Origin of the sequence: Streptomyces roseolus (genome assembly GCF_014649855.1) — a bacterium.
Taxonomy (GTDB): domain Bacteria; phylum Actinomycetota; class Actinomycetes; order Streptomycetales; family Streptomycetaceae; genus Streptomyces; species Streptomyces roseolus.
Genome location: NZ_BMTV01000005.1, coordinates 106,740 through 130,263, shown reverse-complemented (window position 1 = coordinate 130,263; position 23,524 = coordinate 106,740). Strand labels below are relative to the sequence as shown.

Genomic DNA, 23,524 nt, shown 5'->3' with positions numbered 1-23,524 from the left:
CGGGGGCTCGGGCGGGTCGGGGCTCGGGCAGGTCGGCTCGGGCGGGCGGGCGGCCCGCCCGGGGCCGCCCGCGGGGGCCGGGGCGCGGGGGGTCCGCGCCCCGGGTTCCGTGCGGGTCGGGTCAGACGGCGACGGGACCGCCGCTCCTGCGGGCGGTGGTGAGCGCCTTCGCGAGGGCCTCGACGGTGGGGTGGGCGAAGAGGGCCCGGACCGGGACCTCCAGGGCGAACTCCCGTTGCAGGCGCAGCGCGACCCGGGTGGCGATGAGCGAGTCCCCGCCGAGGTCGAAGAAGTCGTCGTGGGCGCCGACCTCGTCGACCCACAGCGCCTCGGCCCAGCTGCGGGCGACGGCCCGCTCCGCCGGGGTGCGGGGGGCGACGAACGCGGCCTCCAGGCCGGCCCGGCCGCCGTCCGGCGCGGGCAGCGCCGTGCGGTCGGTCTTGCCGCTGGTGGTGAGCGGCAGCCGGTCGAGGAAGACGAAGGCGGCGGGCACCATGTGGCCGGGCAGGGTCCGTCCGCACCAGTCGCGCAGGGCGCTCACGCCGGGCGTCCGTCCTTCGGCGGGGACGCAGTACGCCACGAGGGCCTTCTCGCCGGGGACGTCCTCGCGGACGACGACCACGCAGGAGGCGACGGCCTCGTGCGCGGTCAGCACGGACTCGACCTCTCCCGGTTCGATGCGGAAGCCGCGCACCTTCACCTGGTGGTCGAGCCTGCCGAGGAACTCCAGGTTCCCGTCGGGCAGCCAGCGCACCAGGTCGCCGGTGCGGTAGACGCGTGCCGCCGGGTCGGTGGAGAAGGGGTGGCGGACGAAGCGCTCGGCGGTCAGGTCGGGCCGGCCCAGGTAGCCGCGGGCCACGCCGCTGCCGCCGACGAGGAGTTCGCCGGGGACGCCGACGGGCACGGGCCGGTCGGCGTCGTCGACGACGTACACCTCGGTGTTGGGCGTGGGGCGGCCGATCGGCACGGGGCCGGTCGCGTCGCGGATCTCGGCGACGGTGGCGTAGACGGTGGTCTCGGTCGGTCCGTAGCCGTTGACGACCCGGCGGCCGACCCGCAGCATCCGTTCCGCCAGGTCGGCGGGGAGCGCCTCGCCCGCGGTGAAGACGGTCAGGTCGCGGTCGGCGGCGGGGCGTTCGGCGAGGGCGTCCACGAGCGGCCGCCACGCGGACGGGGTGGCCTGGGCGAGGGTGACCCGGTGCTCGTCGACGAGTGCGGCGAGCGCGTGCGGGGTGTGGACCTGGTCCTTGTCGGCGACGATCAGCCGGCCGCCGGTGACGAGCGGCAGGAAGATCTCGACGTTGGCGATGTCGAAGGTGGCCGAGGTGGCGAAGAGGACGGTGTCGCTCTCCGGCGGCGGGAAGACGGTCCGCATGGCGTGGAGGAGGTCGAGCAGGGCGCCTCGGGTGACGGCCACGCCCTTGGGGGTGCCGGTGGAACCGGAGGTGTGCAGGACGTAGGCGAGGTCCTCGGGTCCGGCCGTGGGCTCCGGGTCGGTCGCCGGGCGGGCGGCGAGGGCCTCGGCGTCGGTGTCGGCGTCCAGGACGACGAGGGTGCGGCCGTCGCCGGGGAGGCGGCCGCGCAGCGCCCGCTGGGTGACGACGACCGGGGCGCCGGTGTCGCGGAGCACGAACTCCATTCGTTCGGCGGGGTGTTCGGGGTCGAGCGGTACGTAGGCTCCGCCGGCCTTGACCACCGCGAGCAGGGCGACGACCAGGGCGGGGCCGCGGTCGAGGCATACTCCGATGGGGACGTCGGGCGCGGCGCCGAGGGCGCGCAGGTGGTGGGCGAGGCGGTTGGCCCGCGCGTTGAGCTCGGCGTAGGTGAGCCGCTCGGTGCCGGACACCAGGGCGATCGCGTCGGGGGTGCGGGCCGCGTGCTCGGCGATGAGCTCGGCCGGCCCCCGGTCGGTGGGGAAGGCGGCCGGGTGGACGCCCCATTCGTGCAGGAGCCGGTGGCGCTCGGCGGGGTCGAGCGGGTCGAGCCCGCCGATCGGGGTGCCGGGCGCGGCGGCCGCGGCGGCGAGCAGGGTGAGGTAGCAGGCGGCGAGCCGCTCGGCGGCCTCGGCGGTGAAGAGGTCGGTGCGGTACGTGAGCCGGGCCGCGAGGGCGCCGTCGCCGTCGGCGACGCGCAGCTCCAGGTCCGGCGGGCGGGTGCCGGCCGGGGCCGGGGCGTCCGCCTCCGTGAACAGGGCCTGGACGAGCGGGTGGTGACGGCCGTCCGGGTGGGGGTCGAGGGCGGCGGCGAGCTCCGCGAAGGGCAGGTCCCGGTGGGGGCGGACCCGCTCCAGGGTCGCCGCGATCCGCCGCACCAGCGCGTCGAAGGGCGGATCGCCGGTCAGGTCGGTGCGGACGACCGCGAGGGTCCCGTCCGGCGCCCGGTGGCCCACGGCGACGTCGCGCCGCCGGCTCCACACGCCCAGCAGCATCTGGTAAGCGGCGAGCAGCGGCACCCGGAGGGTGCCGCCCTGCTCGGCGGCGGTCTTGCGCAGGGCGTCGGCCGTGCCGGCCGGGACGGTGAAGGCGTGGTCGGCCGTGCCGCCGTGCCGCGTCGCGGGCCGGGGCGGGTCGGCCGGCAGCTCCAGCGGTTCGAGGCCGGCCAGTTCGCCGCGCCAGAAGGCGAGCGCTTCGGTCATGATCCCTCCCTGTCACCGAGGATCCGTGCCAGGGCCCTGCGGTCCGTCTTGCCGTTGTCGTTGAGCGGGAGCCCGTCCAGGTGGGTGACGCGGGCGGGCACCATGTGCAGCGGGATCTGCTCGCGCAGCCAGGCGTCGAGCTCCGCCGGGTCGATCCGCCGGCCGGCGTAGGCGGCGATCAGCTCGGTCTCGCCGTCCCGCCGGGCGGGGACGACGGCGGCGTCGACGACGTCCGGGTGGCGGTGCAGGACGGCCTCGACCTCGCCGATCTCGACGCGGTGGCCGCGCAGTTTGACCTGCTGGTCGAGGCGTCCGCGGTGGACGAGGACGCCGTTCTCGCGGCGGACCCGGTCGCCGGTGCGGTACCAGTGCCGCTCGGTGAGGGGCCCGGTGCCGTCGTAGGCCTCGGCCCGACCGCCTTCCTCGTACCGCACGAACCGGCCGGTGTTCTCGTACGGGTCGAGGTAGCCCGCGAAGCGCTGCGGGCCGCGGACGCACAGCTCGCCCTCGTCGGCGGGCCGGCCGTCCTCGTCGAGGAGGACGCCCTCCATGTGCGGGTACAGGGTGCCGATGGGTACCTGGCCGTTGGGGAGTTCCGGCCAGTCGGAGCCGTCGCCGGTCAGGGTGTGGTCGGTGACCGTCAGGGACAGCTCGGTGGGGCCGTACACGTTGTGGATGGCGGTGTGCGGGGCGACCTGCCGCCACAGCCGGGCGTGCTGGAGGGTGACGGGTTCGGCGCCGAAGATGCTGTGGCGGAGGGTGGTGGCCCGGCCCAGGGGCAGGTTGCCGAGCCGCTGTGCCTCGCGGACCACGGAGGGCACGGAGAACCAGTGGGTGAGCCGCCGTTCGACGATGAAGTCGACCGGCGCGTACAGCTCCGCCGGGGTCGGTACGACCAGGGTGGCGCCGCCGCCCCAGGTCGCGAAGAGGTCGAAGGCGTGGGCGTCGAAGGTCAGGCCGAAGACCTGGGAGACCCGGCTGCCGGGACCGATCCCGTACAGCGGGGTGGTGTGGTCCAGGTGGTGCGAGAAGTGGCGCTGGAGGATCGGGACGCCCTTGGGCTGGCCGGTCGACCCGGAGGTGAACAGCAGGTACGCCTCGCGGTCCGGGTCGGCGGGGACCGGCGGGAGCCGCGCGGTGGCCGGCTCCCCGGCGGCGCGCTCGTCCTCGTCGAGCTCCAGGACCGTCGGCCGGTACCGCTCGGGCAGGGCGTGGAAGAGTCCGGCGCTCTTCGGGGCGACGACGGCGGCCTCGACGCCCGCCCGCTGGGCGATGTCGAGGTTGCGCTGCTCCGGGTGGTCCGGGTGGAGCGGGACGATGCCGGCGCCGAGCCGCTGGATCGCCAGGTAGCCGGCGTACGTGGCCACCGTGCGGGAGGCGACGAGCGCCACCCGGTCGGGGACGCCGCCGTGCTTCTCGACGAGGCGCGCCGCGAGGGTGAGGGCGAGGTTCCGCAGCCGGGCGTAGGTGAGGACCTCGTCGCGGAGTTCCAGGGCGGGGTGGTCCGGGAGGCGCAGCGCCGACTCCTCGAACCGCTGGTAGAAGGTGCGGGCGGGGGAGGTGGTCACCGGTTCCTCGCTATCCATGTGCGTTCCAGGTTGTCGACGAGGTCACTGCTGTAGAGGCGTTTGCACTGCTCGACGGCGTACGAGGCGAGGTAGCCGCGGAAGGTGTCCTCGGGCTCCTCGTGCGCGTGGAGGATGCGCCGGTTGCCGACGACGGCCGGGTTGGCGAGCTCGGCGGCCGCGGCGGCGATCGCGTGGTCGAGGCGGGCGGCGGGGACGGTCTCGTCGCAGAGCAGCCGGCCCTCGGGGGTGGCGGCGTCGACGCGGCGGTCGGCGAAGACGGCCTGCCGGGCCAGCCGGGCGCCCGCGGCCCGGGGCATCCGCAGGTTCGCGAGGCCCGGGATGATGCCCTCGCGGAGGGCGGGCAGGGTGAAGTAGGCGTCGTCGGCGGCGATCACCCGGTCGAAGACGAGCAGGATCTGGGCGCCGCCGCCGATGGCGAAGGTGTCCACCGCGCCGATCCACGGCTTCTCGACGGGCTCGGGCAGCCAGGACTCGCCGTCGTCGGGGCGGCTCAGGCCCCGGTAGATCTTGTTGATGTAGCCGAGTTCGCGGGCGAGGAAGAAGTCGAGGAGCGAGATCTCGCCCCGGTGGAGGCGGGTGAGGTTGATGCCGGCGCTGAACACCCGGCGGCCCGCGTAGCGGGGGTGGGTCATCTCGCCGCCGCGCATCACGCCGACGCGGATGCCGTCGTCGAGCAGGACCAGGTCGACGGCGACCTCCAGGGCGGCGACCAGGAGGTCGTCCTCGGCGTTGAGGAAGCGCGTGTTGTGGACGGTGACCTCGCCGATGTCGCCGTGCCGCCGGACGGTGACGATGCCGAGGTCGGCGCTGCCGGTGGCGCGGAAGCCGGGCAGGGCGGCGAGCGCCTCCGGCGTCGGGCGGCGCATCGCCTCGACGAGGTGGCGGCCCGTGCCGGCGGAGCGGAGCAGGTGGGAGAAGAGGATGCCCTGGTCGATCTCCCGGCCTTCCTTGTCCCGCTGCGGCAGCACCCGCTCCTCCTCCAGCTCCTCCTTGGTGGGGACGAGGCCGGGCAGGAGCTCGGAGGCCTGCTGGGCGAGGTCGCCGAGGCGCAGGAACGCCGCGCGGCCGTCGGTCAGTTCGGCGTAGAGCGTCTCCGCGTGCAGGTCGAGGAAGCGCCCGCGGGCCCGGCGGGCCGCCGTGTGCGCGCGCTCGGCCGCGGCCTGCTGCGCCGCGTCCCGCCCGGCCTTCGCCGGCAGGGCGCGGACCGCCTCCGCCGCGCGCGCCAGGAAGGCGACGGTGTCCGCCGCGTCGGCGTCGTACCCCCTGCCCAGCGCGGGGGCGGTCCCCGCGTACCCCTCGTTCCCCATGTCGCCTCCCAGTCAGTTCGTGTGCCTGCGTGCCCGGCCGCGGGCGCGCAGCGCCTCCTGGCGGGCCCGCGCCCGGTCCCCCGCGCCGGTGCCGGGTGCCGTGCCGGTGCCGCCCGCTCCCCCGGCCGTGGTGCCGGCCGCGGCGAGGAAGGCGGCCATGGCCCGCACGGTGGGGTGCCGGAACAGGTCGACGACCCCGACCGGGCGTCCCAGGCCGTCCTCCAGTCGTTCGCGGAGCCGGATCAGCAGCAGCGAGTTGCCGCCGGCGTCGAAGAAGTTCTCGCCGGTGCCGACGGCGCGGCCGAGGACGTGCCGCCAGGCCTCCGCGACGATCCGCTCGGTCTCGCTCGGCGGCCGCTCCTCCGCCGGCCGCGCGGCCGCCTCCGCGAGGGCCCGGGCGACGGCCGCGCGGTCCGGTGCGCCGCCGGGCAGCAGCGGGAGCCGGGGCAGGACCGCGAGCCGGTCGGGCTGGAGGGTGCCGGGGAGCCGCTCCCTCAGGTACGTGCGGAGCGTCTGCTCGTCGGGGTCGGTGCCCGGCCGGGGGGCCACCGCGGCCGCGAGCGCGCCGTCCCCGGCGGGGAACGCGACGGCCCGGGCCACGGCGGGGTGGGCGAGCAGCGCCGCCTCCAGGTCCGTCGGGGAGACCCGGACGCCCCTGACGCGGATCCGGTCGGCCGCCCGCCCCACGTGGACGAGCCGTCCTTCGGCGTCGTGCCGCGCCAGGTCGCCGGTCGCGTAGAGGCGGCCGCCGGGCTCGGTGCCGAAGGGGTCGGGCACGTAGCGTTCGGCGGTCCGCCGGGGGTCGCCGGCGTAGCCGCGGGTGACGGCCGGGCCGCCGATGTGCAGTTCGCCGGTCACCCCGGGCGGGACGGGCGAGCCGTGCGCGTCGAGGACGTACGCGGTGCAGCCGGCGGGCACGCCGAGGGTGACGGGCTCGCCGGGGACGGCCGGGCCGCCGAGGGCCGGTCCCGCGGTCTCCGCGGCGGCGTAGGCGTGCAGGAGCCGCCCGGCCCCGGCCTCGTACGCCTCGCGCACGGCCTCGGGGACGAGGAGCGTGCCGCCGGCGAGCACGGTGCCGGACCGCTTCTCCGCCGGTGCCGCCGGGGTGGTGAGGTGCAGCGTCGGCGCGCCGGGGCCTCCGAGGACGATCCGGCCGCCCCGGGTGAGCGGGGCGAACAGTTCGAGCGCCGAGGCGTACGAGCCGGGCGGGGCGGCCGGGGCCGTGACGGGCGGGGCGTCCTCGGGGAGCGCCCGGTGGATCCAGCGGAGCCGGCCGACGAGGGTGCGGTGCTCGGCGACGACGGGCCGGGGCTCCCCCTCGGTGCCGGCGGTGTGCAGGATCCACGCGGCGTGGCGCGCGGTCACGTCCGTGCGGGCCGGCGCGGCGGCGTCCTCCGGCACCGGGGCCTCGGCCGTCCGCTCGGCGTCCACCACCGTGAGGCGGTTGCGGTCGAAGAGCGAGGCGGCCCGGCGGTCGGTGACGACGGTCCCGATCCCGAGGTCGTCGACGGTCGTGCGCAGCCGGAACGCGGGCAGCGCCGGATCGAGCGGCACGCACGCGCCGCCCGCCTTGAGGACGCCGAGGAGCGCCGCCACGAGGTGCGGCGAGGCGCCGGCGCAGACGCCGACGGGCGTCTCGGGCGTCACGCCGAGCTCCCGGAGCCGGTGGGCGAGGCGGGTGGCCGCGGTGTCGAGCTCCCGGTAGGTCCAGGGCCCGGCGGCCGTGTCGACGGCGACCGCGTCGGGGGTGCGGGCGGCCTGCTCCTCGACCAGGGCGTGCAGGCAGGCGGTGTCGGCGGGCTCGTCGCGGGCCGGGTTCCACTCCTCGGCCAGGCGGCGGAGCTCGGCCCGGTCGGGGGCGCGGAGCGCCGAGGCGCGGGCGTCCGGGTCGGCGGCGGCGCGGGTGAGGACGGTGCGCAGCCGGTCGAGGAGGCGGTCGGCGGTGGCGGCGTCGAAGAGGTCGGTGCGGTGGTCGGCCAGGAGCAGCAGGCCGGCGTCGGTGTCGACGGCGTCGACGGCGAGGTCGGTCTTCATGGTGGGCAGCCGCAGTTCGGTCGAGGTGAGGCGGACGCCGGCCGCCTCGACGGGGGCCGCGGCCCGCTGGTGGGCGAACATGACCTGGTAGAGCGGGTGGTGGCTGGGGTCGCGGGCGAGCCCGAGGGCGTCGATCACCTCGTCGAAGGGCAGGTCGGCGTGGTCGTGGGCGTCGAGGACGTCGGCGCGGACCCGGCCGAGGAGGTCGGTGAAGGCGGGGTCGTCGGAGAGGTCGGCGCGCAGCACGACGGGCCGGGCGAGGTAGCCGATGATCCCGGTGCTGTCGCTGGTGTCGCGGCCGGAGACGGCCGTGCCGGTGAGCACGTCGTGGCCGCCGTAGGCGCTGAGGGCGACGTCGAAGGCGGCCTTGAGGACCATGAAGAGGGTGGACCGCCGGGCGCGGGCGAGGCGCCGGAGCGGCTCGACCACCTCGTGGGGGACGACGGTGCCGCGGCGGGCGCCCCGGTGGTCGCCGTGCACGGGCCGGGGCCGGTCGAGGGGCAGTTCGAGCACCTCGGGCGCGCCGGCGAGCCGCTCGGTCCAGTGGCGCAGACGGTCCGGCCGGGCCCGGTCGTCGGCCTCCGTCCGCCGGGCGAGGAAGGCGGCGTACGGGACGGCCGGGGCGGGCAGCGGGGAGGGCAGGCCGCGGGCGAACGCCTCGTACAGGGCGGCCAGTTCGGCGGTGAAGATCTCCAGGGAGCTGCCGTCGAAGACGATGTGGTGCACGCCGACGAGCAGGCGGTGGGTCCGGTCGTCGATCCGGAGCAGCTCGGCCCGGATCAGGGGGCCTCCGTCGAGGTCGAAGGGGACGCGGGCGAAGGCCTCGGCCCGTGCGTCGGCGGTCTCCGGGCCGCCGGCGCAGTCGACGAGCGGCAGCGGGAGGGGCGCGGGGGCGGTGACCGTCTGGACCGGTTCGCCGCCGTCGTGGGTGATCCGGACGCGCAGGGCCTCGTGGCGGCGCAGGAGTTCGTCCAGGGCGCGCCGCAGCGCCGCGGTGTCCAGCGGTCCTTCGGCGGTGACGGCGAAGGGGATGCTGAAGAAGGGGTCGCCGGGACGCAGGTGGGCCAGGGCCCACAGGCGCCGCTGGGCCGGTGCGAGCGGCAGGACCGTCTCCGCCGCCCCGCCCGCGATCCCCGCCGGCCGGTCCGGGGACCGGGGGGCGAGCTGTTCCGTCGTCACGAGGGCACCTTCGATCCGCTGTTGTCGGCCGCCGGGTCGCCGCTGTCCCGGGCGGCGGGGCGGCGCGGGACGGCGAGGGCCGCGCCGGCGACGAGCAGCACCGCCCCGGAGGCGATGATCGACTCGGCGGTGCCGATGGCTCCGGCGAGCAGTCCGCCGGCCAGGACGCCGAGCACCGTGAAGTTGACCATCAGGGCGTTGGCGAGGCCGACGCCCCGGCCGCGCAGTTCCTCGGGCAGGTCGCGCAGGAGCGTGTGGGCGACCGGGACCTGGAAGAGCCCCGAGCCGAGGCCGGCCAGCAGGCACCAGGCGAGGACGGCGCCGAGGCCGATCCGGTCGTACAGGGCTCCGGCGGGCGCGAGCAGGACGAGCGACAGGCCGAACAGCAGGATCGACGCCACGAGCAGCCACCGGTCGGAGTGGCGGCGCACCAGGCCGGGGCCCACCAGGGCGCCGAGGATCGCGCCGCCGCCGAAGAGGGCGTGCGCGAAGCCGTACGGGAGGGCGCCCAGGTCGAAGACGTTCAGGAGCTGGGTGTTGAGGTTGGTGGTGAAGAGGCCGAGCACGAGCATCACGGGGACGAGGAACACGGCGAGGAAGCGCAGGCTGGGCACCTGGAGCACGCCGCGGACGCCGGTGCGCAGGGCCCGCCAGTACGGTTCGCGGTTCCCGGCGGCGCCGGGGGCCGGGACCTCGCGGAGGACGGCCATGCTGCCGAGCAGGATCGCGGAGAGGGCGAAGGTCGCCGCGTCGAGGACGAAGATGGCGGTCACGTTCCCGAAGGCGAGGAGCAGGCCGCCGAGCGCGGGGCCGACGAGGTTGATGGTGTGGTTGGTGGACTGGAAGAGGGCGACGGCGGTCGGGATGCTGTGCCCACCGACGATCTTCGGGATGGCGGTGATGCGGGCGGTCTCGAAGAAGGCCTTGCCGACGCCGCTCAGCACGGTGAGCAGGATCAGCAGCCAGGCCGAGTCGCGCACGGCGATCATGGCGAGGGCCAGGGCCACCCGGGCCAGGTCGGAGCCGACGAGCAGGCCCCGGGCGGGGAACCGGTCGGCGAGCGGGCCGACGAACGCGCCGAGCACCCCGGAGGGCAGCAGCTGGGCGATGACGACCAGCGACACGAAGAGGACGGGCCGGTCGGTGTGGGTGGCGACCACGTAGATGAGGGTGATCTTGGTGATGGCGTCGCCGAGGAAGGAGGCGACGACGGCGAGCCAGTACCGGAGGTAGGTGCCGTCCTTGAGGAGCTCGATCACGGCGCGATCACCTCGTTGACGACCTCGGCCACGGCCTCGACGTGCGGCGCGCGCATGACGGTGTAGTGGTTGCCGCGGACGGCGCGGACGTCGAGGTGCTCGCCGTGCAGGGCGTGCCAGGTGCTGGTGATGTCGTACTCCTCGTCGGCGGCGCGGACCAGGGTGACCCTGCCCCGCAGCGGTTCGGGCCGGTGGTTCCACAGCAGCCGCAGGTTGGCGACCCACAGGCCGAGGACGTCGGCGATCTGTTCGCGCCCGGCGTCCGGCGGCAGGTAGTCGGCGGCGCGGGCGATCCCGAGGAGGTAGTCGAGGTGCTCCTCGGACGTCATGGCGCGCAGTTCGGCGACGGTCTTGAGCCGGTCGCCGTAGTCCCACTGGAGGTTGGCGGCGACGGCCTCGACGATCTCGGCCCGGTCGGGCTCCTCGCCCTCGGGGACCTCGGCGGGGGCGTGGCTGTCGATCATGACGACGGAGACGTCGGCGCCCGTGCGTTCCAGTTCGTGGGCGACGGCGTAGGCGTTGGAACCGCCGTAGCACCAGCCGACCAGCGCGTAGGGGCCTTCCGGCTGGTGGGCGCGGATCAGCTCGGCGTAGGCGGCGGCGCGTTCCCGGAAGGTGGCGAAGGGCAGCGTGCCGTCGACGGCCGGCGGGGAGGCGAGCGCGTACAGCGGGCGGTCGGGGCCGACGAGCCCGGCGAACGGCATGTAGCAGACGACCTCGCTGCCGGCCGGGTGGGCGAAGTAGACGGGTGTGCCGCTGCCGCCGGAGCCGAGCTCGACCAGGTGGACGCCGGTCTCCTCGCGGTAGCCCTCGCGGAGCATGCGGGCGAAGCGCTCCACGGTGGCGCCCTGGAAGATGGCCGCCATCGGCAGCTGCCGCCCGAACCGCCGCTCGATCTCGGCCATCAGGCGCAGCACGAGCAGGGAGTGTCCGCCGAGGTCGAAGAAGCGGTCGTGCAGGCCGATGGGGCGGACGCCGAGGACGTCCTCCCAGAGGTGGGCGACCTCCAGCTCCAGGGCGTCGCGGGGCGGCGCGTAGGCGGTGCCCTCGCGGTCGGCGGCGGGGGCGGGCAGGGCCCGCCGGTCGATCTTGCCGCTGGTGCCGAGGGGGAAGGCGTCGACGCGGACGAGCGCCGCGGGGACCATGTAGTCGGGGAGCCGGTCGCGGAGGTGCGCGCGCAGGTCCTCGGCGCGCAGCGCCTCGTCGGCGCTCTCCACGTAGCCGACGAGCCGCTTGTCGCCCGGCCGGTCCTCGCGGACGAGGGCGGCCGCGCGGCGGACCGCGGGGTGCTCCTCCAGGCGGGCCTCGATCTCGCCGAGTTCGATGCGGAAGCCGCGGAGCTTGACCTGTCCGTCGCCGCGCCCGAGGAAGACGAGGGTGCCGTCCTCGCGGAGCCGGACCGTGTCACCGGTGGCGTACATGCGGGCGCCGGGGCGGGTGGCGAAGGGGTCGGGGAGGAAGCGCTCGGCGGTGAGGGCGGGCCGGTCGCGGTAGCCGCGGGCGACGCCGTCCCCGCCGAGGTGGAGGTGGCCGGGGACGCCGACGGGGACGGGGCGCAGCCGCTCGTCGAGGACGTACACCCGGGTGTTGGCGAGGGGGCGGCCGATGGAGACGGTGCCGGCGCCGGGCTCCAGGCGGTGGGCGGTGGACCAGACGGTCGTCTCGGTGGGTCCGTACACGTTCCAGGCGCGGGCGGTGGTGGTGGCGAGGCGTTCGGCCAGGGCGGGCGGGACGGCCTCGCCGCCGACCAGGGCCCGGAGGCGGTCGTCGCCCGGCCAGCCGGCCTCGACGAGCAGCTGCCAGGTGGCCGGGGTGGCCTGCATGACGGTGGTGCCGGTCTCGGCGAGCAGGGCGGCGAGCCCGCGGCCGTCCACCGCCTCCTCCTTGCGGACCACGTGCGCCCGCGCGCCGGTGACGAGCGGCCCCCACAGTTCCAGGCCCGCGATGTCGAAGGTGACGGGGGTGACGGCGGCGAGGACGTCGCCCGGTGCGAGGCCGGTCTCGGCGGTCATCGCGAGGAGGAGGTTGACGAGGTTGCGGTGGGTGATCTCGACGCCCTTGGGGCGGCCGGTGGAGCCGGAGGTGTAGATGACGTACGCGAGGCGGTCGTCGTCCCCCGCCGGGGCCGGGGGCGCGGCGGGGGCGGCGGCGATCGCCCCGGCGTCGGCGTCGAGGGCGACGCGACCGCCGGGGCAGTCGGCGAGCGCGTCGAGGAGGGCCGACCGGGTGACGACGAGCGCGGCGCCCGCGTCGGTGACCGTGTCGGCGAGCCGCCGCGGCGGGTGGCCGGGGTCGAGCGGCAGATAGGCGCCGCCGGACATGAGGACGCCGAGGAGGGCGACGACGAGGTCGGTCCCGCGCTCCAGGCACACGCCGACGACCGTCCCGGCCGTGACGCCCCGGTCGCGCAGGTGGTGGGCGAGCCTGCCCGCCCGGTCGACGAGTTCGGCGTACGTGAGCCGTTCGTCACCCGAGGAGACGGCGACGGCGTCGGGGGCGGCCTCGGCCCGGCGGCGGACCAGCTCCTCCAGGCACAGGCCGGGTTCGCGGGCGGCCCCGGTGCGGTTCCACTCGACGAGCAGCCGCTCGGCGTCCTCCGGGCCGAGCAGCGACAGCTCGTGCACGCCCCGGCCGGGGTCGGCGGTCATCTGCTCCAGGATCCGGGTCACCTGGCGGCTCATCCGGGCCATGGTGTCCTCGGTGAACAGGTCGGAGTTGTACTCGAACAGGCCGACGAACCGGCCGTCCCCCAGCATGGGGTCGTCGAAGAACCCCAGGGTCACGTCGTCCTTGGCGGTCAGGTTGTCGAGCAGGAGCTCCTCGACCTCCACGCCCGCCATGGTGGTCTCCTCCTCGTGGTGGAAGTCCACGAGGATGAAGGAGGTCTGGTGGACGGGAGTGCGGCTGGGGTCGCGGGGGACGTCGAGTTCGTCGAGCAGGGTGCCGAACGGGATGTCGTGGTGGTCGAAGGCGCCCATCATGGTGGTCCGGGTCGCCTGGAGGAGTTCGGCCACCGTCATCTCCGGGCGCACCCGGGTGCGCAGCGGCAGCATGGTGAGGAAGTAGCCGACCATCGGCTCGGTCTCGGGCCGGCTGCGGGTGGAGGAGGTGGTGCCGACCACGATGTCCTCCTGGCCGGTGAGCCGGTGGAGGAGCAGCTGCCAGGCGGCGAGCAGCGCGATGTTGACCGTGACCTCCTCGCGCTTGGCGAGGTCGCGGACCGCCTGGGTGAGGGCGGCGGAGAGGGTGAAGCGGTGGCGGGCTCCGTTGAAGGTCTGCAGCGGCGGCCGGGGCCGGTCGGTGGGCAGCTCCAGGATCAGCTCGGCGCCTTCCAGCTGCTCGCGCCAGTACGGCAGGTGCTTGCGCCGCACCTCCTCGCGGAGCCACTCGGGCTGCCACTCCGCGTAGTCCGGGTAGTGCACCTCGACCGGGGGGAGGTCCGGCGCGCGGCCGGTGGCGAACGCCGAGTAGAGCTCGGTGAACTCGGCGTTGAAGATGCCCATCGACTGGCGGTCCCAGACCAGGTGGTCGACGGTGCCGACGAGGACGTGCTCGCGCTCGTCCAGGCGGAGCAGGTCGATCCGCAGCAGCGGCCCGCGGACGAGGTCGAAGGCGGTGCGCAGCTGCTCGGTGGCGCGGCGCAGCAGTTCGTCCTCGCGGTCCCCGGCCGGCACGGAGCGCAGGTCGTGGTGGCGGACGGTGACCTTCATGGTGTCGTGCACGACCTGGACGGGGGCGAGGCCGTCCTGCTCGAAGGTGGTGCGCATCGCCTCGTGGCGGGCGACGAAGGCGTCCACGGCCCGCTGGACGGCGTCCGTGTCGAGGGCGCCGCGCAGCCGGGAGGCGAAGTAGACGTTGTAGACGGGGTCCGTGGGGTCGAACTGGTGGATGAGCCAGATGCGTTCCTGGTCGACGGTGAGCGGGACGCGGTCCGCCCCCCGCCGCCGCGGGATCCGGGTCAGGGCGTCGGGCGTCCGGGTGCGCTCGCGCAGGCGGCGGTCGAGCAGGGCGCGCTGCGCGGGGGTGAGCCCGGCGAGCCGGGCGGACAGGTCGGTCACGGGTGCTCCCCCTCCGGCGCGGGCCGGTAGCGGTCCTTGAGGACGGTGAGGTGGTCCAGGCCGGCGAGGACCCGGTCGGGGTCGAGGCCGAAGTCGACCAGGCAGGCGACCTCGTCGACGCCGATGTCCACCAGGTCCTCGACGAGGGACTCGCAGCTGTCGGGGGTGCCGAGCAGCGCGAGGCCGTCGAAGTAGCGTTCGAAGGTGGCGGCGAGCATGGCGTCCCGCTCGGCGTCGCTGAGCGTGGCGAACTCGCTGTCGAAGCTGTCCTGCTGGGCGAGGAAGGTCTTCAGGTACGCGGTGAGCGGGGCCCGTACGACCTCCTTGGCCTCGTCGACGCGGGCCGCGAGGAAGGTGTGCACCATCGCGGTCACGGTGCCGGCCGCCGGGTCGTGGCCGGCCCCGGCGCGGGCCTCCCGGTAGGCGCCGATCTTGTCCTTGAGGTCGGCGGGGCGCTGGGCGACGAGTCCGGTCAGCACGTGGGCGCCGATCTCGCCGGCGCGGACGAAGGTCTCGACGCTGCCCTGCGCGGACACCCACATCGGCAGCCGGGGCTGGAGCGGCCGGGGCAGGGTGCGGACGTGCTGCGGGGTGCCGTCGGCGCGGGGCAGCGCGACGGTCTCGCCCGCCCAGAGCCGCTGGACGGTGTCGATCGCCTCGAACATCTCCTCCTTGCGCCGCTCGTGGCGCAGGGCGCCGTCGCCGGGCGCGAGGAGGAAGTCGTCCGGGTGCCAGCCGGAGGCGGCGGAGACGGCGACCCGGCCGCCGCTCAGGTTGTCGACGACCGCCCACTCCTCGGCCACCCGGACCGGGTGGTGGAGCGGCAGCACCGCGCTGCCCGCGCGGATCTGCAGGCGTTCGGTGACCATGGCGAGCGCGGCGGCCAGCACGGACGGGTTGGGGTAGAGGCCGCCGAAGTCCACGAAGTGGCGCTCGGGGACCCAGATCCCGGCGAAGCCGTGGGCGTCGGCGTAGCGGGCGCTGTCGAGGAGCAGCTGGTACTTGCCCGGCCCGTCGGCGCTGCCGTCGCCGGAGAAGAAGAAGAGGCTGAACTCCATGGTGCTGCCGGGCCGCCGGGTCCGGCGGGGCGCGGCCGCCGGGGCGCCGGCGGCGCGGGTCGGGGTGCCGAGGGCCTGCGGGGCCTTAGCGTTCCGCCGGCGCAGGGACTGTTCGAGGACGGCGCGCTGGCTCGGGGAGAGGGAGGAGAGCCGCGCCTTGAGCCGCTCGGCCGTCACCTCGTCCCCGGGCGTGCCGGGGCGCGCGGCCGGTTCCGTTGTGTCGCCGGGCCCGGTGGTGCCGACGGCGTCAGGCATGGTCCCCCCTCAGGAACGCCTCGGCCTCGTCGGCGGAGAGGCCTTCCACTTCCCTCAGCAGCGCCTCGAACTCGTCGAGGCCGATCGCCTCCGCCTGGTGCTCCCGGATGGCCGCCGCGAGTCCGCCGACGGTCGGCGCCTCGAAGACGGCGCTCATCGGGAAGTCGCCGTGGGCGCGGCGCAGCCGGCCCACGATCTGGATGGCGAAGAGCGAGTTGCCGCCCAGGTCGTAGAAGTCGTCGTCGGCGCCGATGGGCGAGACGCCGAGCATGTCGCGCCACACCCGGGCGACGGACTGGGCGAGTTCGTCGTCCGGCCACACGGTCGCCGGGTCCCAGTCGTCGTCGCCCGCGGGGTCGCGGGAGGCGCCGAGGGAGTCGGTGAACGAGGAGGCGGTCAGGCCCGACTGGTCGGCGAGGACGTCCTGGAAGTCGACCGGGCAGACGACGACCTGGGGCAGTCCGCCGCCGAGCGCGGCGCGGGCGGCGGCGAGGCCGTCGCCGGCCGGGATGCCCTGCTCGCGCCGGATCCGCTCGTACAGGTCCCGCACCTCGGGCAGGCCCGCCATCTGCCGCTCGAACCAGTCGTCCCACTCCCACTGGGTGAAGTCGACGGTCACGGTGGGGCGGCCGGTGGCGGCGCGCGCGGGGGCGAAGGCGTCGAGGAAGGCGGCGGCCGCGGTGTTCTCGGCCTGGCCGAAGCCGCCGACGATCCCGGTGGTGGAGGAGCCGACGAGGAAGAACGCCGGGTCGTCGGTGCGCAGCAGCGCGTCGAGCAGCAGGGTGGACCGCACCCGCGCGGCGAGGACGGCCGCGAAGTCGTCGCGGGTCTTCAGGGCGACGAGGCCCGAGCCACGGACGTCGGCGAGGTGCAGCACGCCCCGGACCGTGCCCAGGTGCTCCCGGGCCGCCGTGACGGTGCGGCGCGCGTCGTCCGGGTCGGCCAGGTCGGCGGCACGGTAGGCGAGGGCGCCGGGGTGGGCGTCGAGCAGTGCCGCGAGGCGGGCGACCCGGCCGCGTACCCGCTCGTCGTCCCCGGCGCGGCCGGCCCGCCACTCCTCCCACGCGTCCTGGGCGGGGAAGTCCGGGTCGCCGACGAGCAGGAGCCGGGCGCCGGCCCCGGCGAGCTCCTCGGCGAAGGCGAGGCCGGCGTCGCCCGAGGCGCCGGTGAGCAGGTGTCCGGCGCCCGGCTGCCAGGCGCCGGCCGGGAGCACCGCGTCCAGGGGGACGGGGGCGAAGGCCCGGCGCAGCCGGTGCGGGCCGCGGTGGGCGACGAGCGGCTCCCGCTGCGGGGAGGTCAGTTCGGTGAGCAGCCGCGCGGTGAGCCGGTCGCGGTCCCGGGCGTCCTCCGGCACGGTGACGTCGACGGAGCGGCAGTCCAGCCACCCGTATTCCTGGGGCAGGACGGTGACCGCCCCGTACAGGGTGGCCCGTTCGGGGTTCCGTACGGGTGTGCCGTGGGCGTCCTGGAGTTCGTCGGTGAGGACGTCGACCCGGACCGGCCGGTCCTCACCCGTCTCGCCGAGGGCCTGGGCGAGGGAGACGAGGGTGTGGAAGCCGGCGTCGAGGGCGGTGGCGTAGCGGCCGGCCGCGTCGGCCACGTCCCCCTCGTCCCCGGCGGGGGTGTCGGGCGCGTCGGTGACGCTCCAGGCGTGCACGATCCGGTCGGGCAGGCGCCCGGACCGGCGCAGCTCGTCCACGACCCGGCCGAGGTGGTCCGGGTCCGCGGGGTCGGCCTCGAAGGCGTCGTCGGCGGGACGGGCGTAGGCGGCGGCCCGCCGTACGGTGACGACGGTGTGGCCCCGGTCGCGGAGGCCGCCGGTGAGCGCGTCGGTGAGGCCCCGCCGGTCGGCGAGGACCAGCCAGGTGAGGGGCCCGGTGGCGGGGTCCTGGCCGGCCGGTGCCGCCGGCGCGGGGTGCCAGACGGGGGCGTACGTCCAGCGGTCGACGCCCTTGCGGGCGGGGCCGGCCGTGGCCTGCGGCCGGGGCAGCAGGTGGGCACGGCGTTCGAAGGGGTAGCCGGGCAGCGGGACGCGGCGGCGCGGGGCGTCCCCGTGGAGGGCGCTCCACGCCACCGGGACGCCGTGGCGCCAGAGTTCGCCGAGGCCTTCCCGGACGGTACGGGCCTCGGCGGCCGGTTCCCCGGCGCGCGGGCGGCGCAGCAGGGTGACGCCCGGCCCGGTGCCGGGGTGCGCCCGGACCAGGCCGGTGAGCTGGCTGCCGGGGCCGACCTCGACGAGGACGGCGGGGCCGAGGTCGGCGAGGGCGGCGACGCCGTCGGAGAAGCGGACCGGGCGGCGGGTGTGGGCGACCCAGTACTCCGGGTCGGTGGCCTGCTCGTCGGTGATCCACGTGCCCGTCACGTTGGACGCGAAGGGGATCGCGGGCCGGTTCAGGGGGACCCCGCGGAGCACCTCGGCGAGGCCGGGGAGCGCGGGTTCGACCAGCTCGGTGTGGAAGGCGCGGGAGGTCGGCAGCTCGCGGACGGGGACGCCCCGCTCCTCCAGGAGGCGGCGTGCCGCCTCGACCTCGTCGGGGGTGCCGGCGACGACGCAGGACCCGGGGGCGTTGACGGCGGCGACGGTGGCCCGGCCGTCGAGGACCTTCTCCAGCTCGGCCTCGTCGAGGAGCACGGACAGCATCCGGCCCGGGGCCAGGTCCTGCATCAGGCGGGCCCGTCGGGCGACGACGCGCAGCGCGTCCTCCAGGGTGAACACCCCGGCGAGGGTGGCGGCGACGAGTTCACCGAGGCTGTGGCCGGCCATGGCCGAGGGAGTGACGCCCCAGGACATCAGCAGCCGGGCGAGGGCGTAGTCGAGGCTGAAGACGGTCGGCTGGGTGACGAGGGTCTGCCGCAGCCGGGCGCGGGACTCCTCGCCGTCGGCGGCGAAGGCGAGTGCGCGGATGTCCTGGCCGAGGTGGGGCAGGAGCAGCGCGGCGCAGCGGTCGAAGGCCTCGCGGAACACCGGTTCGGTGCGGTGGAGTTCCGCGCCCATGCCGGCGAACTGGCTGCCCTGGCCGGGGAGGAGGAAGACGACGGCGGGTGGCGCCTCGTCGGGGCCGACGGGGGACGTCCGCGCGGCCGGCCGCTCCAGGGCGGCCGCCGCGCCCGCCCGGTCGGCGGCGACGACGGCGCGGCGGTACGGGAAGGCGGTACGGCCCCGCTGCAGGGTGTGCGCCACGTCGGCGAGGGCGGCGGATCCGGTGGTGCCGGCGGTGAGCGCGCGGGCGAGGTCGGCGGCGGCGGCGTCCAGGGCCTCGGGCGAGCGCGCGGACAGCGGCAGGACCTGCCAGGAGTCCTCGGAGGCGTCCTCCCGCCGGCCGCCGGCCGGCGCCGCTTCGAGGACGACGTGGGCGTTGGTGCCGCCGATGCCGAAGGCGCTGACGCCGGCCCGCGGCGGGTGGTCGCGCGCGGGCCACGGCACTCCCTCGGCGTCGACGCGGAACGGGGTTCTGTCCAGGTCGAGTCCGGGGTTGGGGACGCGGAAGTGCGCGGTGGGCGGGATGAAGCGGTGTTCGAGGGCGAGGGCGGCCTTGATGAGGCCGGTGACGCCCGCGGCCGCGTCGAGGTGGCCGACGTTGGACTTGACGGAGCCGAGGTGGACCGATCCGGGCGGGAGGCCGGGGCCGAAGGCCTCGGTGAGCGCCTGGACCTCGATGGGGTCGCCGAGCGGGGTGGCGGTGCCGTGCGCCTCGACGTAGTCGATGGTGGCGGGCTCGACCCCGGCGACCGCGAGGGCCTCGCCGACGACCTCGGCCTGGCCGCGGGCGGAGGGGGCGGTGAAGCCGATCTTCTCGGATCCGTCGTTGTTGACGGCGGTGCCGCGGATGACGGCGTGGACGTGGTCGCCGTCGGCGACCGCGTCCTCCAGGCGCTTGAGGACCACGAGGGCGACGCCGTCGCCCGAGACGGTGCCGGTGGCGTCGGCGTCGAAGGGGCGGCAGTGGCCGTCCGCGGCGAGGATCGCGCCCTCCTCGTACGGGTATCCGGCGGGCTCCAGGGCGCGCACGGCGACGCCGCCCGCCAGGGCCGTGTCGGACTCGCGGGTGAGGAGGGACTGCACGGCGAGGTGGACGGCGACCAGCGAGGAGGAGCAGGCGCTCTGCACGGTGAGGCTGGGTCCGGTCAGCCCGAGCTTGTAGGAGACGCGGAGGGCGAGCATGCCGGGGTCGTTGCCGATGGCCTGCTGGAGCGCGTCGGAGACCCGGCCGGTGCCGCCCCGGCCGGGCGCGATCCGGTCCAGGAGGTAGGTGCTCCCGGAGGTTGCGGCGAAGACGCCGACGCGGCCGGGGACGGAGCCGGGGGCGTAGCCGGCCCGTTCGAGGGCGTGCCAGGCGGTCTCGAGGAGCAGGCGGTGCTGCGGGTCCATGAGGTCGGCCTCGGCGGCGGTGACGCCGAAGAAGCCGGCGTCGAAGCGGTCGAAGCCGTCGAGGGGGAAGCCGGACTTCACGTAGGCGGGGTCGTCGAGGAGCCGCCGGGGGACTCCGGCGGCGGCGAGTTCCTCGTCGGTGTAGGGGGTGCCGCCCTCGCGTCCGGCGGCGACGAGGCGCCACAGCTCGTCGACGTCGGCGGCGCCGGGAAAGCGTCCGCTCATCCCGATGACGGCGACGGACTGTTCGGGCAGCGGCGGGTCCGTTTCGGTGGTCATGCGTCGTTCTCCCCGTGCTCGGTGGTGGCGGCGGTGGCCGTGGTGTCGAGCGCCCGGGCGAATTCCCGGACGGTCGGGGCGTCGAAGATCAGGCGCAGGGTCGCGTGGAGGCCGAGGCGTTCCTGGGTGAGGGCCACGGCCTGGGTGGCGAGCATGGAGTGCCCGCCGAGTTCGAAGAAGTCGTCGTCGAGCCCGACCCGGTCGACGGAGAGCACCTCGGCCCAGATGTCGGCGAGGGCCTTCTCGGCGGGGGTGGCGGGTGCCGCGAAGTCCGCGTCGAGGTCGGGGCGGACGGCCTCGGGGGCGGGCAGGGCGCGCCGGTCGACCTTGCCGTTGACGGTGAGCGGCAGCCGGTCGAGGGCCACGTACACGTTGGGCAGCATGTACGGGGGCAGGGTGCGCCGCAGGTGGTCGCGCAGCTCGGACGGGCCGGCCGGTGCGCCGGCGGCGGGCACCCAGTAGGCCACCAGGCGGGGGTCGCCCGCGGTGTCCCGGTCGACGGCGGCGACGGCTTCGCGGACGGCGGGGTGCCGGGCGAGGGTGGTCTCGATCTCGCCGAGTTCGATGCGGTGGCCCCGGACCTTGACCTGGTGGTCGAGCCGGCCCAGATAGGCGTGGTCGCCGTCGCCGGTGCGCCGGGCGCTGTCGCCGGAGCGGTAGCGGCGGGCTCCGGGCACGGTGGCGTCGGGGTCGGGCAGGAAGCGCTCGGCGGTGAGGGCGGGCCGCCCGAGGTAGCCGCGGGCGACGCCCGCGCCGCCGACGTACAGTTCGCCCGGCTCGCCGTCGGGGACCGGCTCGCCGCGCTCGTCGAGGACGCGCAGCGTCCAGCCGTCGAGGGCGGCGCCGATCATGCTGTCCGTGCCGCCGAGGTCGGCGGCGGTCATCCGGCGGTAGGTGGAGTGGACGGTGGTCTCGGTGATCCCGTACATGTTCACCAGGAGCGGTGCGCGGTCCCCGTGGCGTTCGGTCCAGGGGCGCAGCATGGCCGGGGGCAGCGCCTCGCCGGCGAGGACGACCAGGCGCAGGCCGAGCGCGGGGGCGGCCGGGTGCTCCTCCTCGTACCGGACGAGCTGCCGGAAGGCGGCGGGGGTCTGGTTGAGGACGGTGACGCGCTCGCGGTGCAGCAGCGCGTGGAACTCCTCGGGGGCGCGCCGCACGTCGTCGGGGACGACGACCAGCCGGCCGCCGTGGAGCAGCGCGCCCCACATCTCCCAGACGGAGACGTCGAAGGCGGCGGAGGCGAAGAGGGTCCACACGTCGTCCGGGCCGAAGCCGAACCGTTCGCGGGTGCCGTGCAGCAGGGCGAGCACCTGGCGGTGCTCGATCATGACGCCCTTGGGGGTGCCGGTGGATCCGCTGGTGTAGATGACGTACGCGAGGTTCGCGGGGCCGGTGCCGGGGTCGGCGGGCGGGGTGTCCGGGTGGCCGGTGAGGTCGGTGCCTCCGGGGCCGGTGACGACGGTGTGCCGGGCGCCGAGGTCGCGGCCGGCGGTGTCGGTGAGGAGGACGTCCGCCCCGGCGTCGGCGAGGGTGCGGGCGAGGCGCTCGTCGGGGGCGGAGGGGTCGAGGGGCACGTAGGCGCCGCCGGCCTTGACCACCGCGAGGAGCGCGGTGATCAGGTGCGCGGTGCGCTCCAGGCGGACGGCGACGGGGACTTCGGGGCCGACGCCGAGGGTCCGGAGGTGGTGGGCGAGCCGGTTGGCCGCCCGGTCGAGGGCGCGGTAGGTGAGCCGGTCGGCGCCGGCGGTGACGGCGACGGCGTCGCCGCGTGCGGCGGCCTGCCGCGCGAACCACGCGTGCAGGGTGCCCGGTCCGTCGGTCGCGCGTCCGTCAACGGTCACGGTGGGGGCTCCTCTCGGTGCCGGGTGCGCCGGGCCGGACCGGCCACGGGTCCGCCACGGGGTCGCCGGGGGAGGCGATCGCTTCGCGCAGCGTCCGCTCGTAGGCGGCGAGCAGGGCGGCCGGGGTGTCCGGCGTGAACAGGTCGGTGTCGTACTCGAGGGTCAGGGCGAGCCGGTCGCCGCGTTCCTCGGCGTACAGGCTGAGGTCGTACTTGGCGGTGTCCTCGGGGCCGGTGAGGTCCACGACGCAGGAGTCGAGGCCGGGGAAGCGGGGGTTCTCCCGTTCCCGCAGGTAGCTGAACATGACCCGGAAGACCGGCAGGAAGTCGCGGGTGCGGCGGGTCACCAGGGCCTCGACGAGCTTGTCGAAGGGCAGGTCCTGGTGGGCGGAGGCGTCGAGCACCGCGGTGCGGACGGCGGCGACGAGCTCGCGGAAGGAGGGGGTGCCGTCGAGCCGGACGCGGACCGGCACCATGTTGATCAGGCAGCCGACGAGGTGTTCCAGCTCGGGGCGGGTGCGTCCGGCGACCGGCGTGCCGACGGTGACGTCCCGCGCGCCGGACCAGCCGGCGAGCAGCGCGTCGAAGCCGGCGAGCGCCGCCATGTAGGGGGTGACGCGCTCGTTCCGGCAGAACTCCCGCAGTCGGCGGACGAGTTCGGGGCCGAGTTCGCGGCGGGCGACGGCGCCGCGGAAGCCGCGCGAGGCGGGCCGGGGCCGGTCGGTGGGGACGGCGAGGGCCTGCGGGTCGTCGCCGAGGACGGCGCGCCAGTGACCGACGAGGTCGTCGAGGACCGGACCGTCCAGCCGGGCCCGCTGCCAGGCCGCGTAGTCGGCGTACTGGAGCTCCGGCCCGGGGGGCGCCGGCGTCCGGCCGGTGGCCGCTCCGTACAGGGCGCCGAGTTCCCGGTGGAGGACGTCCAGCGACCAGCCGTCGACGGCGATGTGGTGGAAGGTCAGGACGAGCCGGTGCTCCCGGTCGGCGACCCGCACCAGGCGGGCGCGGAGCGGCGGGGCGGCGGCCAGGTCGAAGACCCGCCGGGCCTCCGCGTCCGCGAGGCGGCCGGCCTCGGCGGCGGGCTCGGGGTGCCCGGAGACGTCGGTGTACGGCAGGGGTACGGGCGCCGGGGGCGCCACCACCTGGTACGGGCGTCCCCCGGGTGCGGCGTAGGTGGTGCGGAGCACCTCGTGCCGGGCCACCAGCGCGTCGAGCGCGGCGCCGAGCGCGGCCGGGTCGAGCGGGCCGCGCAGGTGGAGCACGGTCGGGACGTTGTAGAGGGTGGTTCCGGGGTCGATCTGCTGCATGAACCAGAGGCGCTGCTGGCCGAAGGAGAGCACCGGCCGTTCGTCGCGGGCGCCGGGGCGGGGTCCGGTGGCGGTGGGTTCCGCGCCGGGGACCCGCAGGTTCCGGGGGGCTTCCATGGCGGCGCGGACGAGCGCGCCCATCGCCTCCAGGGTGTCCGCGCCGAGGAGCTCCCCGGCGGGGACGCGGACGCCGAGCTCCTCGTCGACGCGGGCGGAGAGCCGGGCGGCGGTGTCCGCGGTCCCGCCGAGCCGGGCGAAGCGGGATTCCGGTGCCACGGTGGTGACGCCGAGCAGCTCGGACCAGAACAGGGCGATCTCTTCCTCGACGAATCCCATGGTGCTCACGCCCCGCGCGCGA

10 protein-coding genes are annotated in these 23,524 nt (G+C 76.2%); all 10 read right to left on the bottom strand.

Going from position 1 to position 23,524, the window contains the following annotated elements; genetic code table 11:
• Positions 1–121: 121 nt before the first annotated feature.
• From IE245_RS07640 to IE245_RS07595, 10 genes are read right to left on the bottom strand one after another with little or no spacing between them, the layout of a single operon-like run.
• Positions 122–2,635 carry a non-ribosomal peptide synthetase gene (locus tag IE245_RS07640; RefSeq protein WP_189945984.1) on the bottom strand — a complete coding sequence of 838 codons (2,514 nt, stop codon included), beginning with the start codon at positions 2,633–2,635 and terminating at the stop codon, positions 122–124.
• Positions 2,632–4,221: an AMP-binding protein gene (locus IE245_RS07635; protein ID WP_189945983.1), complete on the bottom strand. Its 1,590-nt coding sequence runs from the start codon at positions 4,219–4,221 to the stop codon at positions 2,632–2,634. Before IE245_RS07635 ends, IE245_RS07640 begins: the two co-directional genes overlap by 4 nt.
• Entirely contained in the window at positions 4,200–5,531 is a 1,332-nt protein-coding gene (locus tag IE245_RS37660) for an enoyl-CoA hydratase/isomerase family protein (protein WP_189945982.1), read from the bottom strand. The genes IE245_RS07635 and IE245_RS37660 overlap by 22 nt, the downstream gene beginning before the upstream one ends.
• A gap of 12 nt (positions 5,532–5,543) precedes the next feature.
• Positions 5,544–8,744, bottom strand: a complete 3,201-nt coding sequence (locus tag IE245_RS07625; protein WP_189945981.1) for a non-ribosomal peptide synthetase — start codon at positions 8,742–8,744, stop codon at positions 5,544–5,546.
• A complete protein-coding gene (locus tag IE245_RS07620) occupies positions 8,741–10,003 on the bottom strand; it encodes an MFS transporter (RefSeq protein WP_189945980.1) in 1,263 nt (420 codons plus the stop codon). The genes IE245_RS07625 and IE245_RS07620 overlap by 4 nt, the downstream gene beginning before the upstream one ends.
• Positions 10,000–14,061, bottom strand: coding sequence for a non-ribosomal peptide synthetase (locus tag IE245_RS07615; protein WP_189945979.1), 4,062 nt, complete (start codon positions 14,059–14,061; stop codon positions 10,000–10,002). Before IE245_RS07615 ends, IE245_RS07620 begins: the two co-directional genes overlap by 4 nt.
• A complete protein-coding gene (locus tag IE245_RS07610; RefSeq protein ID WP_189945978.1) occupies positions 14,058–15,374 on the bottom strand; it encodes a MupA/Atu3671 family FMN-dependent luciferase-like monooxygenase in 1,317 nt (438 codons plus the stop codon). The genes IE245_RS07615 and IE245_RS07610 overlap by 4 nt, the downstream gene beginning before the upstream one ends.
• Positions 15,367–20,022, bottom strand: a complete 4,656-nt coding sequence (locus tag IE245_RS07605; protein WP_189945977.1) for a type I polyketide synthase — start codon at positions 20,020–20,022, stop codon at positions 15,367–15,369. The genes IE245_RS07610 and IE245_RS07605 overlap by 8 nt, the downstream gene beginning before the upstream one ends.
• A complete protein-coding gene (locus IE245_RS07600) occupies positions 20,019–21,863 on the bottom strand; it encodes an amino acid adenylation domain-containing protein (protein WP_189945976.1) in 1,845 nt (614 codons plus the stop codon). The genes IE245_RS07605 and IE245_RS07600 overlap by 4 nt, the downstream gene beginning before the upstream one ends.
• A complete protein-coding gene (locus tag IE245_RS07595) occupies positions 21,853–23,502 on the bottom strand; it encodes a condensation domain-containing protein (RefSeq protein WP_229851145.1) in 1,650 nt (549 codons plus the stop codon). Before IE245_RS07595 ends, IE245_RS07600 begins: the two co-directional genes overlap by 11 nt.
• Positions 23,503–23,524: the final 22 nt, after the last annotated feature.

Coding starts and splice junctions, on each gene's coding strand:
- IE245_RS07635 (WP_189945983.1), bottom strand. CDS start 4,221: ATGGATAGCGAGGAACCGGTGACCACCTCCCCCGCCCGCACCTTCTAC.
- IE245_RS07640 (WP_189945984.1), bottom strand. CDS start 2,635: ATGACCGAAGCGCTCGCCTTCTGGCGCGGCGAACTGGCCGGCCTCGAA.
- IE245_RS07605 (WP_189945977.1), bottom strand. CDS start 20,022: ATGACCACCGAAACGGACCCGCCGCTGCCCGAACAGTCCGTCGCCGTC.
- IE245_RS07595 (WP_229851145.1), bottom strand. CDS start 23,502: ATGGGATTCGTCGAGGAAGAGATCGCCCTGTTCTGGTCCGAGCTGCTC.
- IE245_RS07610 (WP_189945978.1), bottom strand. CDS start 15,374: ATGCCTGACGCCGTCGGCACCACCGGGCCCGGCGACACAACGGAACCG.
- IE245_RS37660 (WP_189945982.1), bottom strand. CDS start 5,531: ATGGGGAACGAGGGGTACGCGGGGACCGCCCCCGCGCTGGGCAGGGGG.